This is a genomic window from Ralstonia soli (assembly GCF_023955655.1).
Lineage (GTDB): Bacteria > Pseudomonadota > Gammaproteobacteria > Burkholderiales > Burkholderiaceae > Ralstonia > Ralstonia soli.
In genome coordinates this window covers 496,791-510,027 of the sequence record NZ_JAMXHT010000005.1, presented here as the reverse complement: position 1 = coordinate 510,027, position 13,237 = coordinate 496,791, and the positions used below count along the sequence as shown (strand labels likewise).

Sequence of the window (13,237 nt, the reverse complement as noted above, 5' to 3'; positions counted from 1 at the left end):
TCACCTTTAGCTGCTTCGTCTTACGTCCGGTATTGCGCTCGATTGTGACGTCCATCCCGCCTCCTTCGTCCCGTCCGCCGGACCCGCGCACTGCCGATCCGGCGCGGCCGGCCGACCCCGGGCCCTTCAGCGGCACGGGGCTGAGCGTTGCGCCAGCCATTCGCCCATCGGCGTGGCTGGTGGCAATGGTTGCGGCCGCCGTCGGCACGGTAGGGAGGCTCTTGCTGGAATCAGCCGGGGGCATCCGCCTGCCGTTCTATCTGGCGTTTCCAGTGGTCACGATTGCGGCTTGGTATGGCGGCTTCTGGCCGGGCATGCTGGCCATCGTTTGCTACGCCGGGCTGTTCATGGCGCTGGCTGCGTTGCAAAGCTGGCCTGCGGAAATCCCGCTGACGCCCGTCCAGTTGACGGTGTTTGCGGTGGGCGCCGTCCTGATCTGCGGATTGTGCGAGCAGTTGCGGCGCGCACGCGCCGGGGCGGAGCGCCGCGCGTTGGCCGAAACCCAGCAACGGCTGTCTCAGCAACGGCTGCTGGCCGCGCTGCAGGCATCGCCCATCTCGCTCTACGACGTCGACAACACGATGCACTTCACGTGGGTGCACAACCCGGTGTTCGGCCTGCAGCCGCAAGAACTGCTGGGACGGACCGTGCGCGAAGTGTTCGGCCGCCGTGCCGCAGCGCGCCTGACCGAAGCCGGCCAACACGTGATTGCCACCGGCACGCCCACGCGCGTGGAATTTGCCTTCCGCCGGCGGCATACGCAGCGCGTCGTCTACGACGTGGTGGTCATGCCGCTGCGCAATGACACCGGCGAGATCATCGGGCTGACCAATGCCGTGATCGACATCAGCGAGCGCCGCCAGGCCGAAGCGCGCCGTGCGCAACTGCTCGAGGCGGAATCCCGCGCGCGCGAAGAAGCCGAGCGCGCCAGCCGCCTGAAAGACGACTTCCTCGCCACCGTCAGCCACGAACTGCGCACGCCGCTGAACGCGGTGCTCGGCTGGGCGCAACTGCTGAACATGCGCGCTTACGACGAGGCGATGTTCAAGCGCGGCATTGAAGCCATCGAGCGCAGCGCCCGCACGCAGGTCCACCTGATCGACGATCTGCTCGACATGTCGGCCATTCTCTCGGGCAAGGTGCCGTTGGAAATCGGGCCGGTGGACCTGGCCGACGTGCTGGAGCGCGCGCGAGAGACCATCGAGCCGATGGCACGCCAGAAGCAGATCACCGTCGATACCGAGTACCTGCCGGTGCCCATGCTGCAGGGCGACGCCGGACGCCTGAAGCAGGTGTTCTGGAACCTGCTGGCCAATGCCGTGAAGTTCACGCCCGAGAACGGGCATATCCGGCTCTCGGTCCACCCGTCGCCCGAAGGCGTGGTTGCCACCGTACGCGACACGGGCATCGGCATCGAGCCGGCGTTCCTGCCGCACATCTTCGACCGCTTCCAGCAGGCGGACCTTTCGAGCACGCGCCGTCACGGCGGGCTGGGGCTCGGACTGGCGATTGCCAAGCAACTGGTCGAGTTGCACCACGGCCGCATCACCGCGGCCAGCAGCGGGCCGGATCGCGGGACAACCATGGCGGTTTCGCTGCCGCTGCAGGCCCCGGTGGGAGAGCAGGCCAATCGCACACCTGGCCTCGTCGCTGGAACCGGCATGCCGACACTGGACGGCATCCGTGTGCTGGCGGTGGACGACAATCCCGAATCGCTTGGCGTGATTGCGTTGATGCTCGAGCGCTACGGCGCCGAGGTGGTCACCGTCTCGAGCGGTGCGGCTGCGCTCGATGCGCTGGAGCACGCGGCGTCCAACGCCCACCCATTCGATGCACTGGTCAGCGACCTCGCCATGCCGGGCATGGACGGCATGCAGCTCGTGCAGGCCGTGCGTGCGCGCGGCATGGTCGACCTGCCGGCCATTGCCGTCACCGCGTTTGCCGACCCGATCCGGCTGAAGGCGGCCAAGGAAGCGGGCTATCAATCGGTCATCACCAAGCCGATCTTTCCTGGCGAACTCGGCCATGTGCTCGCTGCCAACGTGCACCGCAAGGCGGGGCCTGAACCGCTGCCGTAAGGCTGCCATGCGCCGTGCCATCCATGCCCTGACGGAATGGTTGCCCAAACAAAAGTCATTGGCGCGCACGGTGGCGCATCCGCATACTTGTCGATCTGTGCCGATCGGTGGGCATCTCTCCCCTAGCAGTGCCCAGCACCCGCCCACTCGATCGGCCAGCTTGCCCTTCCCATCAGTCGCGCTCGCGGCTGTCTGCCGTACCCAAAAAGAACGCCTGAATCCTGTAGCCCGTCCCGGGTTGCATTGGCATTTCGGGCTCAGAGAGGAGACTGCATCGCCATGCCCTTCCGTTCCCTTCCCGTTCTGCTGTCTGCCCTTGCACTGGGCGTAGCCACGCAGGCGATCGCCAAGGACGCCCCCAAGGCCTCCGTTTCGCAAACGATCGCCGTGCCGGGCCTGTCCAAACCTGCCGATATCCTGATCGATCGCTGGGGCGTGCCGCACATCTATGCGAAGAGCGAAGACGATGGTTTCTTCGCGCAGGGCTTCAATGCCGCGCGCGACCGCCTGTTCCAGATCGACTTGTGGCGCCGCCGCGGCCTGGGGCAATTGTCGGAAGTGTTCGGCCCGTCTTATGTGGAGCAGGATCGCGCTACGCGGCTGTTCCTCTATCGCGGCGACATGCAGGTCGAGTGGAACCACTACAGCCCCGATGCACAGCGCATTGCCACGCGCTTCGTCGCCGGTATCAATGCCTATGTCGATTGGCTGGTCAAACACCCCGAGCAGATGCCGTTCGAGTTCCGCAAACTCAACTACGCGCCTGCGCACTGGGCGCCGGAAGACGTGGTCCGCATTCGCAGCCATGGCCTCACGCGCAATCTGCAATCGGAAGTGGCGCGTGCCAACGTGGCGTGCAAAGCCAACCTGGCCGACGACACCATTCGCTTCGGCCTGCAACCCGCCTGGCAAACCCAGGTGCCCGAGGGCCTGGACCCGTGCCTGCCGAAGGATCTGCTCAAGGTCTTCACACTCGCCACGCAAGGGGTGCGCGTCACGCCGGAATCGCTCAAGGGCGTCGACATCGACAGCGTGCGTGTTGCGGCGGCCACCAACCTCGAAGAGACCATGGAAGGCAGCAACAACTGGGTGATCGCACCGGACAAATCCGCCACCGGCCGCGCCGTGATGGCCAACGACCCGCACCGCGCATACTCTGCACCGAGCCTGCGCTACATCGCCCACGTCAGCACGCCCACGCTCGACATCATCGGCGCGGGGGAGCCGTCGCTGCCGGCCGTGTCGATCGGGCATAACGGCCACGTCGCCTTCGGCCTGACCATCTTCAACATCGACCAGGAAGACCTTTACGTTTACGAACTCAACCCGGCCAACAACAACGAATACCGCTACAAGGACGGCTGGGAGCCGTTCACCGTGCTGCACGAAACCGTGAAGGTGCGCGGCGGCACGGGCGACACAACCCGCCGCCCCGTGGATCTGACGTTCACGCGCCACGGCCCCGTCATCTACATCGATGCCGAAAAACATCGCGCATATGCGGTGCGCTCGGCGTGGCTGTCGCCGGGCATGTCGCCGTATTTCGGTTCGGTCGGCTACATGCGCGCGCGCACGTTCGCGCAGTTCAAGCAATCGATGATGAACTGGGGCGCCCCCACCGAGAACCAGGTCTACGCCGATACCCAGGGCAACATCGGCTGGGTGCCGGGCGGTCTCGCCCCCATCCGCCCGAACTGGGACGGCCTGCTGCCCGTACCCGGCGATGGCCGCTACGAATGGGCCGGCTTCTGGCGCGGCGACCAGTTGCCCAGCACCTACAACCCGAAGTCGGGCTACTTCACCTCATCCAACGAGATGAACCTGCCGGCGGACTATCCGTACCGCGAGCGCAAACTCGGCTTCGAGTGGACCAACGGCTCGCGCCACGCACGCATTGACGAAGTGCTGGCCAAGCTCGACAAGGTGTCGATCGAAGATTCGATGCGCCTGCAGAACGACATGGTGTCGATCCCGGCGCGGCGGCTGGTGGCGCTGCTCGCGCCGCTCTCGTCCGATGACGCGGACACGCAGGCCGCGCTCAACCTGTTCAAGGGCTGGAACGCGACCATGCTGGCGGATTCTCCGCAGGCCGCGCTGCACGAAGTCTGGTTCACGCACCACCTGGGCCGCGCGTTCAAGAATGCGGTGCTCGACAAGGCCGGCGCCGAAGCCATGGGCGCCCCCGATACGGCGGTGATGCTCGATACGCTGGAACACCCCCAAGGCAGCGAACGTAAGTTTGGCGAAGACCCGCAGCAAGCCGCCGTCAAGCGCGACACCGTGCTGCTCGCGAGCCTGAAGGATGCGTGGGCCGACATGGTCAAGCGCCAGGGCGCGAACCCGCAGGCCTGGAACTGGGGACAGCTGCATCACAACCTGAACGCCCACCCGTTCGCCGCCATCGTCGACGAAGCCACGCGCGCCAAGCTCAACGTCGGCCCGACACCGGAAGGCGGCAGCCCCTACACGCCGAATCAGTCGACGTACCGCGCGAGCGATTTCCTGCAGACCAACGGCCCGTCGTTCCGCACAGTCGTGGATGTCGGCAACTGGGACAACTCGCGTGCCGTCAACCTGCCAGGCCAGTCCGGCAACCCCGACAGCCCGCACTATCGCGACCTCGCGCCGCTGTGGCTCAAGGGCGAGTACTTCCCGCTGCTGTATTCGCGCAAGGCCGTAGAAGCCGCTACGGAATCGCGTGTGCACCTGGTGCCCGCCAAATAACACGCAAACACGCACCAAGAAAAACGCCACCGCAATACAACGCGGTGGCGTTTTTTATCGGCCGAAGTACACCCTGAAGCCAGCCCGTGCACACCCACGGTGTGGCCGTACCCTGCTCTATGCGGCGCCTTGAATTTCTGTTGCGAGGAGGAAAAAGAGAGGAGGCTGTCTGAGCGCAGCGAGTTGGCCTCCTCTCCCTCCTCGCGACAGAAATTCAAGGAGGGGGTCGCCGCATCGGGCGCGCCTTTCTTTGCTTACTTTCTTTGGCAAGACAAAGACAGTGAGTCGGCCCCGGCACGGGACGAAACGCAGGATGGACCAACCAGGCCTAACCAGCCGGAACTTGAGCCAACGCCGCCCGCACAACCTCCGCCCGCGGAATCGGCGCAACGGCGCTATACCCAGTCGTGGAAATCGCCGCCGCCACGTTGGCATACCGCGCAGCCTCCACCGGCGAATCACCGGCCACAATCCGCGCAACGAAGGCGCCGCCAAAGCAATCCCCCGCACCGGTCGCATCAACGGCATTCACCGTATGACGCCGCACCTGCGTGCGCGACTCTGGCGTGGCCACATAGCAGCCTTCCGCACCCATCTTGAGCGCCACCAGCCTCACACCCCAGTCGAGCAGCGTATCGACGATACCGTCGCGGTCATGACAATCGAGCAGCACCGTCACGTCATCCCAGCTGGGCAGGCAGAGATCGCACGTGCGCATAGCTTCCTGCATCACCGCACGGGCGCGCGCCAGCGGCCACAGACGCAGGCGCAGGTTGGTATCGAACGACACCATCACACCCGAAGCCCGCGCATGCGCCATCGCCGCCAGCCCGGCATCGCAAGCCGAGTCGCTGATTGCCAGGCTGATACCCGACAGGTGGAAAGCCTTGGCCGCCGCAATCGCCTGCAGCGGCAACTGCGTAGTCTGGAACCGGCTGGCAGCAGACCCCGCCCGCAGGTAATCGAAATGATGGCCGCGCGCGTCGTGCGAGACGAAATACAGCCCCGTGGGCGCCTGCGTATCGGTGTGCACGTAGGTGTGGTCCACGCCTTCGTCCTGCCACAGCGCGCGCAGCGCTTGGCCGAAACGGTCGGCACCGACCGCGCTGATATAGCCGGTGCGCGCGCCCTGCCGCGCCGCGGCAATGCAGAAGTTGGACGTATCGCCGCCAAAGCCGAAATTCCACGACGTGCTGCCGGAATCCGCCTGGTTGAACTCGATCAGCGCTTCGCCGTAAGCGAGGATGTCTGCCATGTCCGCGTCCGAATCAGAAGTACGTCTGCACCACGTCGACGACGTTGTACGCATCGTCGATCACCGAGATCTGGCGCCACTTGTCGAACGTCAGGCACGGGTGCGAGATGTCGAAGGCGATCATGTCGCCAACCTTGATGTCGTCGCCCGGGGCGATCTTCAGGTAGGCGTGCTGATCCATCATGCCGGTGACTTCCCAGTGCGCGGGCGTGGCGGATGGTGCTTTGTCGCCTGGCCGGAAGCGCTGCACGGGCAGCGGCAGGCCCGCGTCGAACGCGGCATCGCGCTTGCCCATCGCAATGATGGCGCGGTCGGCTTCCGGCACCGATTGCACATAGGCCCACAGTTGCAGCGCGGGCAGCAGGCTCGAGCGCATCTTGTGTGCGATCGGATTGTTGGCGTCGATACGGGCCTGCGCGGCCTTGTAGATGCCCACGTCATGCGTGAGGTAGCAACCCGGGCGCAGCACCACGTCCAGCGGCTGGCCGATGTTGGCCTTGGCGAATTCCTCGGCCACCACGTCATACCAGGCCGAACCGGCACCCGTGAGCACGGCCGGCGTGCGTTGCAGGCGGCCTGCCTTGGCGAGATCACCGATGGTCTTGACGGCACGCTGGAGGAAGGCGCGAATGTCCGCCTCTTCCTTGATTACGCCTTCGTAGACTTCCACGCCTGCCAACTTCACGGCGCCGTTGGCCCGCGTGAGCGCGTCGAGCACCGATTGCAGTTGCGCATCGTCGCGCACGCCGGTGCGGCCGCCCTGCACGCCCAGTTCGATCAGCACCTGGATCGGGCGGCCGGCCTTGCCAAAGAAGGCAGCGAGCTGGTCGACCTGATCCGCTGCATCCACCAGGCAGAAGAACTCGAATGACGGATCGGCCAGCAGCTCGGCCACGATCGCCATGTTGCGTTTGCCGACCAGCTGGTTGGCCATCAGCACGCGGCGCACGCCATGGGCATAAGCCACGCGTGTCTGGTGCGCCGTTGCCAGCGTGATGCCCCATGCACCGCCCGCCAGTTGCTGCTGAAACAGGCGCGGTGCCATCGTCGTCTTGCCGTGCGGCGCGAGCTTGGCGCCGTATTCACCCACAAAACGCTGCATCCAGGCCAGGTTGTGCTCCAGGCGGGATTGCGACAGGACGGCTGCCGGCAGATTCAGGTCTTCGTTCAGGACGTTCCAGCCCTGAGCCGCCACTTGCTCCGGCGCACAAGCGGCGCTCAGCGCACCCAACCCTTTGTCGAGCGGGTAAACCGGGGTGGCGTTGTCTCCTTGGTACTTTGTATCACTCATGGGAATAGTCTCGGATTCCAGTGCGGGTAAATATCGAGTTGACATGATGATAGCGGCGAAACTATTCTCCGGGCCAACCTGTTACAAAGTACCAAACCGCCCTGTCAGACGCTATCCGGACAACTACCGGGAGCCCAGAATGCGTGACCCTATGCGCGAACCGATGGACATCGTCACCCGCCTCTCCCAGCGTGCCGCTGAACTGCGCCCCGCCGAGCAGAAGGTCGCCCAGACGGTCCTGGCCGACATTGCAGAAGCGGCGGCGGGGAGCATCCAAACGCTGGCCGAACGCGCAGGCGTGAGTGAGGCAAGCGTCACCCGATTCGCCAAGGCAATGGGCTGTCGCGACGTTCGCGAACTCAAGCTCAAGCTAGCGCAGGCAGCGGCAGTCGGCCAGCGTTTTCTGGATGGGGGCGCCGATCGCCCGCCCTCCAGCGCCGACGGCATCCTGGCCGACATCAGCAACGTGCTGGAAGCCAATCGCGCGCTGGTGCGGCCCGAGGCGTTCCGCAATGCGGCAATTGCGCTGGCGGCCGCGCGCATGATCGCCGTGTTCGGCATGGGCGGCGGCTCGACCACCATGGCCGACGAAATGCGCTACCGCCTCGCGCGTCTCGGACGGCCCGTCACCACCTATCATGATTCGATGCTGCAGCGGATGGTCGCGGCCACGCTCAGCCCGGACGATGTGGTGGTCGTGTTCTCCGTAACCGGCCATGTGCCGGAGGTGATCGACAGCGTGACCATCGCGCGCGAATACGGCGCAAAGATCATCGCCATCACCGCCATCGGCTCGCCGCTGGCCGGGCTGGCCGATGTCTTGCTGCCGATCCAGGCCATGGAGACTGATTTCATCTTCAAGCCGTCATCATCGCGCTACGCGATGATGATGATGATCGACCTGCTGGCGACCGAAGTTGCGCTGCAGCAGGCCGATCGCAGCAAGGAGCTCTTACGGCGCATCAAGTACGTGCTCGATGCGCATCGCGGCGGGGGTAACCGCCAGCCGCTGGGAGACTGATATGCAGCAGTACGACACCGTCATCCGCCAGGTCCGCATCGTCGATGGCAGCGGCCACGAGCCCGAGGCCACGCTGTTCGACGTGGCCATCACCGATGGGCGCATCGCCGCCATCGCCACGTCGGATTCCACCGCGTGGCTGGGCGACGAGGAAATCGCCGGCGAGGGCCGCGTGCTCGCCCCCGGCTTCATCGACGTGCACACGCACGACGACACCAACGTCATCCGCACGCCGGACATGCTGCCCAAGGTGTCGCAGGGCATCACCACGGTCATCGTCGGCAACTGCGGGATCAGCGCGTCGCCGGCCACGCTCAAGGGTGATCCGCCGGACCCGATGAACCTGCTTGGGCCCGCCGGCGCGTTTGCGTATCCGACCTTCGCGTCTTACGTGGAAGCGGTAGAACGCGCGCAGCCGGCCGTGAACGTGGCGGCGCTGATCGGCCATACGGCGCTGCGCAACAACCATCTGGACCGCCTCGATCGCCCGGCCACCGCCAATGAGGTGGAAGGCATGCGCATGCAGTTGCGCGAGGCGCTCGACAACGGCGCGCTGGGGCTGTCCACCGGCCTGGCCTATGCCAACGCGTTCGCCTCCACCACCGAAGAGGTGATGGGCCTGGCCGAGCCGCTGGCCGAAGCCGGCGCCATCTACACCACGCACCTGCGTACCGAATTCGCTGCGATTCTCGACGCAATGGACGAGGCCTACCGCGTCGGCAAGCACGCGCGCGTGCCCATCGTGATCTCGCACCTGAAATGTGCGGGCGCCGCCAACTGGGGCCGCGCGGGCGAGGTGCTGGAATCGATTGAGAACGCGCAGCGCTACCAGCCGGTGGGCTGCGACTGCTACCCATACACCGCCAGCTCGTCCACGCTCGACTTGAAGCAGGTGACGGACGAATTCGACATCTTCATCACGTGGTCGGAGCCGCATCCTGGCATGGCCGGGCAGACGCTCAAGGAGATCGCGGCCGCCTGGGGTACCGATCTGATGGACGCTGCGCGCCGCTTGCAGCCGGCCGGGGCCGTGTACCACAACATGTCGCCGCAAGACCTGGACCGCATCATCACGCACCCCGCCACGGTGATCGGCTCCGATGGCCTGCCGAACGATCCGAAACCGCACCCGCGCTTGTGGGGCGCCTTCCCGCGCGTGCTGGGCTACTACAGCCGCGAGCGCAAGCTACTGTCGCTGTCGGCAGCCATCCGCAAGATGACCGGCCAGTCCGCCGAGCGCTTCGGCCTGACCGAACGCGGCCTGGTGCGCGAAGGCTACTGGGCGGACCTCGTGCTGTTCGACCCTGAGACGGTGCGCGACGTCGCGACCTTTAGCGACCCGCAGCAACCAGCGGCAGGCATTGCCGCAGTGTGGGTCAACGGCCACCTCTCATATCAGGACGGCGCCGTCCAGCCTCACCGCGCGGGGCGCTTCCTCAAGCGCGGGCCGCGTGCACAGGCAGCGGCCACCACTGAAACCCACTGAATCTCAGCATGTGTTTGAAAGAAGGAACGTAACGATGACGATTACCCGAATTGGCGTTGAAGGCGGCACCGGCACCGGTGGCCAGCATCTCCCCTTTGCCCGCGCGGCCGGCGCGGATGGCTGGCTGTTCGTCTCGGGCCAGACGCCCATGGTGAACGGCGAGGTGGTCGGCAGCGGCATCGTCGAACAGTCGCACCAGACCATCAAGAACGTGCTGGCCATCCTGGCCGAAGCGGGCTACGGCCCCGAGCACGTTGTGCGCTGCGGCGTGTGGCTGGATGATCCGCGCGACTTCCAGTCGTTCAACAAGGTGTTCAAGGAATACTTCGGCGCCAACCCGCCTGCACGCGCGTGCGTGGTGTCGAGCATGGTGATCGACTGCAAGGTCGAAGTCGATTGCGTGGCCTACAAGAAGCCGTAATCCGTATTTCAAGACGAGGCGCCCTGCACAACGGGGCGTCTACGACAACAAGAGCCGTGAAGACCCACTGAGGAGAAAACCCGATGGTCCCGATGCAAGGCAACTCGCTATTGCTAACCGCCGCATTGGCGGTGGTCGCGCTGATCTACCTGATCGCCGTCCAGAAACTGAACCCGTTCGTTACGCTGATCGTCGTCTCGCTGGCGCTGGGCGTGGTGGTGGGCATGCCGATGGCCGGCATCGTCAAGGCGTTCGAAACCGGCGTGGGCAACACGCTTGGCCACATTGCGCTGGTGGTAGGCCTGGGTACGATGCTCGGCAAGATGATGGCCGAATCAGGCGGCGCGGAGCGCATCGCCAAAACGCTCATCAACGCTTTTGGCGAGAAGAACGCGCACTGGGCAATGATGGTGATTGCCTTCATCATCGGCTTGCCGGTGTTTTTTGAAGTCGGTTTCGTGCTGCTGATCCCGATTGCCTTCAACGTGGCCAAGCGCACGGGCACACCGATCCTGATGGTCGGCCTGCCGATGGTGGCGGGCCTGTCGGTGGTGCACGGCCTGATCCCGCCGCACCCGGCCGCGCTGCTGGCCGTGACGGCCTACCAGGCGGACATCGGCAAGACCATCATGTACGCCCTGATCGTCGGCGTGCCGACGGCCATCCTGGCTGGTCCGCTGTTTGCGATGTTGATCTCGCGCTACGTCAAGCCGGTTGAGGACAACCCCCTGGCCGCGCAATTCGTTGAAGCCGATCAGACGCGCGAACTGCCGGCCTTTGGCGTGACGCTGTTCACGATCCTGCTGCCGGTGGTGCTGATGCTGATCGGCAGCTGGGCCGATCTGATCGCGACACCCAAGACGCTCGCCAATGACATCCTGAAGCTGGCCGGCAACTCGGTGATGGCGCTGCTGATCGCTGCGCTGGTGAGCTTCTACACCTTCGGCAAGGCACGCGGCTTCAACCGCGAGACCATCCTCAAGTTCACCAACGAGTGCCTGGCGCCAATCGCCACGATCACGCTGGTGGTGGGCGCAGGCGGTGGCTTCGGCCAGATCCTGCGTGACTCCGGCGTGTCGAAGGCCATCGTGGGTGTGGCCACGGATGCGCACCTGTCGCCGCTGCTGCTGGGCTGGGTGGTGGCCGTGATGATCCGCATTGCGACCGGTTCGGCCACCGTGGCCATGACCACCGCCTGCGGCATCGTCGCCCCCATCGCTGCGGCGTCGGGCGCGGCCGTCCGGCCGGAGCTGATGGTGCTCGCCACCGGTGCCGGCTCGCTGATCCTCTCGCACGTGAACGACGGCGGCTTCTGGCTGGTGAAGGAATACTTCAACCTGACCGTGCCAGAAACCTTCAAGACGTGGACGGTGCTGGAAACCATCATCTCCATCGTGGCGCTGCTGCTGACCCTGGCGCTGTCGCTCGTCGTTTAAGTTGTTCTGTCAACACTGATCTAGGAGAACGTTGTGGGTATCGATTCCGTCGTCAAGGCCGGCCCGGTCATCCCGGTGCTGCAGTTCCAATCCGTCGATGAAGGCGTCAAGGTGTGCCGCGCGCTGTACGAGGGCGGTATCCGCACGTTCGAGATCACGATGCGCACGCCCGTGGCGCTGGATGTGATCCGCGCGGTGGTGAAGGACCTCGGCAGCGATGCCATCGTCGGTGCCGGCACGCTCACGCGGCCGGAGCATTTCCAACAGGCGAAAGACGCAGGCGCGGTGTTTGCCGTGTCGCCCGGTATCACGCCCGCGCTGGCGGCGGCGCAAGCCAAATCCGGCCTGGAATGGCTGCCGGGCATCGCCACGCCGTCGGAGCTGATCCTGGCGCTGGAATTCGGCCTGACCACGCTGAAGTTCTTCCCGGCCGAAGCGGCGGGTGGCATCCCGATGCTCAAGTCGATCTACGGCCCGTTCGGCGACGTGCGTTTCTGCCCGACCGGCGGCATCACGCCGCAAAGCGCACCCGACTACCTGGCCCTGCCCAACGTGGTGTGCGTGGGAGGCTCGTGGATGGTGCCCAAGGACAAGGTCGCTGCCGGCGACTGGGCCGGCATCACGGCGCTGGCCAAGGAAGCGGCCGCGCTCAAGCGGTAAATCGCTTCACTCGCGCGCGGCCGCTTTTTCGTCAGACGAAGCTGACCGCGCGCTCCATCTGCTCCCGATACTGGACGATGTCTTCAATGGTCAGCACCGGCAGGTTGTGTTGATCAGCAAAGCGCACCGCGTCGTCACGGCGCGCCATGGTGCCGTCGGGCAACATCAGTTCGCATAGCACCGCAGCCGGCGGCAGGCCCGCCAGGCTAGCCAGGTCGACCGACCCTTCGGTATGACCGCGCCGCGTCAGCACCCCTCCCTCCTTCGCCACCAGCGGGAACACATGCCCGGGGCTCACGACCGATTGCGTGTCCGCATCCGGCGCAATCGCCGCGCGAATGGTCGTGATGCGATCGGCCGCCGACACCCCGGTACTCACTCCCGTGCGCGCTTCGATCGATACCGTGAACGCCGTGCCGTACTGGCTGCGGTTGTCTTCCACCATCGGGCGCAGGCCCAGTGTGGCCGCCTTCTCCGCCGTCAGGCACAGGCAGACGATGCCGCTGCATTCGCGAATGAGCATCGCCATGCTGGCCTGCGTGAGCTTGTCAGCGGCGACGATGAGGTCGGCCTCGTTCTCGCGGTCCGCATCGTCGAGCACGACGACGGGCACGCCAAGCCGCACCGCATCAAGCGCGGCAGCCATGCGCGCGGGCATGTCAGCCGGATCAAAGCGGGCTTCGATGGCGTCAAGAATCACACTGCTTGCGGGCAATGCGGGCGGGTGAACTGCAGGGGTTTGCTGAGTGGACAACACGGAAACGCTCCTCGCGAGATTGGCGACAAGACGTTCCAGGGCAAGCAGAAAAACACGCCCATGCAACGGCACACCCGGGGCGCACGTCAAGACATGGCCAGGCGCGCC

General features: G+C 65.4%; 10 protein-coding genes. 7 read left to right on the top strand and 3 right to left on the bottom strand.

Annotated features, from left to right (window positions below; translation table 11 throughout):
* Window positions 1-185 precede the first annotated feature (185 nt).
* On the top strand, window positions 186-2,078 hold the full coding sequence (locus NG900_RS15450; protein ID WP_252682179.1) for an ATP-binding protein: 1,893 nt from the start codon (window positions 186-188) through the stop codon (window positions 2,076-2,078).
* Window positions 2,079-2,357: 279 nt separating this feature from the next.
* Window positions 2,358-4,802, top strand: coding sequence for a penicillin acylase family protein (locus NG900_RS15445; RefSeq protein ID WP_252681936.1), 2,445 nt, complete (start codon window positions 2,358-2,360; stop codon window positions 4,800-4,802).
* A gap of 328 nt (window positions 4,803-5,130) precedes the next feature.
* Here NG900_RS15445 and NG900_RS15440 read toward each other — a convergent pair whose 3' ends face one another.
* Entirely contained in the window at window positions 5,131-6,057 is a 927-nt protein-coding gene (locus NG900_RS15440) for a sugar kinase (protein ID WP_252681934.1), read from the bottom strand.
* Between the two features lie 13 nt (window positions 6,058-6,070).
* A complete protein-coding gene (locus tag NG900_RS15435; RefSeq protein ID WP_252681932.1) occupies window positions 6,071-7,348 on the bottom strand; it encodes an amino acid deaminase in 1,278 nt (425 codons plus the stop codon).
* Between the two features lie 151 nt (window positions 7,349-7,499).
* On the opposite strand from NG900_RS15435, the gene NG900_RS15430 reads away from it, so the two are divergent.
* The 5 genes from NG900_RS15430 (at window position 7,500) to NG900_RS15410 (ending at window position 12,372) form a co-directional block, all read left to right on the top strand.
* Window positions 7,500-8,369 carry a MurR/RpiR family transcriptional regulator gene (locus NG900_RS15430; RefSeq protein ID WP_252682177.1) on the top strand — a complete coding sequence of 290 codons (870 nt, stop codon included), beginning with the start codon at window positions 7,500-7,502 and terminating at the stop codon, window positions 8,367-8,369.
* A gap of 1 nt (window position 8,370) precedes the next feature.
* The gene (locus NG900_RS15425) at window positions 8,371-9,855 is read left to right on the top strand and encodes an N-acyl-D-amino-acid deacylase family protein (protein ID WP_252681930.1); all 1,485 of its coding nucleotides are present in this window, start codon (window positions 8,371-8,373) and stop codon (window positions 9,853-9,855) included.
* Window positions 9,856-9,889: 34 nt separating this feature from the next.
* Entirely contained in the window at window positions 9,890-10,276 is a 387-nt protein-coding gene (locus tag NG900_RS15420) for a RidA family protein (protein WP_024978601.1), read from the top strand.
* 83 nt (window positions 10,277-10,359) lie between these two features.
* Window positions 10,360-11,712: a GntT/GntP/DsdX family permease gene (locus tag NG900_RS15415; RefSeq protein ID WP_252681928.1), complete on the top strand. Its 1,353-nt coding sequence runs from the start codon at window positions 10,360-10,362 to the stop codon at window positions 11,710-11,712.
* A gap of 33 nt (window positions 11,713-11,745) precedes the next feature.
* Complete coding sequence (locus NG900_RS15410; protein ID WP_252681926.1) at window positions 11,746-12,372, top strand: bifunctional 4-hydroxy-2-oxoglutarate aldolase/2-dehydro-3-deoxy-phosphogluconate aldolase; 627 nt, start codon at window positions 11,746-11,748, stop codon at window positions 12,370-12,372.
* A gap of 31 nt (window positions 12,373-12,403) precedes the next feature.
* Here the strand turns inward: NG900_RS15410 and ribB are convergent, their stop codons facing one another.
* Complete coding sequence (ribB, locus tag NG900_RS15405) at window positions 12,404-13,129, bottom strand: 3,4-dihydroxy-2-butanone-4-phosphate synthase (protein ID WP_252681924.1); 726 nt, start codon at window positions 13,127-13,129, stop codon at window positions 12,404-12,406.
* Window positions 13,130-13,237 lie beyond the last annotated feature (108 nt).

Coding starts and splice junctions, on each gene's coding strand:
- NG900_RS15430 (WP_252682177.1), top strand. CDS start 7,500: ATGCGCGAACCGATGGACATCGTCACCCGCCTCTCCCAGCGTGCCGCT.
- NG900_RS15450 (WP_252682179.1), top strand. CDS start 186: ATGGTTGCGGCCGCCGTCGGCACGGTAGGGAGGCTCTTGCTGGAATCA.
- NG900_RS15440 (WP_252681934.1), bottom strand. CDS start 6,057: ATGGCAGACATCCTCGCTTACGGCGAAGCGCTGATCGAGTTCAACCAG.
- NG900_RS15420 (WP_024978601.1), top strand. CDS start 9,890: ATGACGATTACCCGAATTGGCGTTGAAGGCGGCACCGGCACCGGTGGC.
- NG900_RS15425 (WP_252681930.1), top strand. CDS start 8,371: ATGCAGCAGTACGACACCGTCATCCGCCAGGTCCGCATCGTCGATGGC.
- NG900_RS15415 (WP_252681928.1), top strand. CDS start 10,360: ATGGTCCCGATGCAAGGCAACTCGCTATTGCTAACCGCCGCATTGGCG.
- NG900_RS15445 (WP_252681936.1), top strand. CDS start 2,358: ATGCCCTTCCGTTCCCTTCCCGTTCTGCTGTCTGCCCTTGCACTGGGC.
- NG900_RS15435 (WP_252681932.1), bottom strand. CDS start 7,348: ATGAGTGATACAAAGTACCAAGGAGACAACGCCACCCCGGTTTACCCG.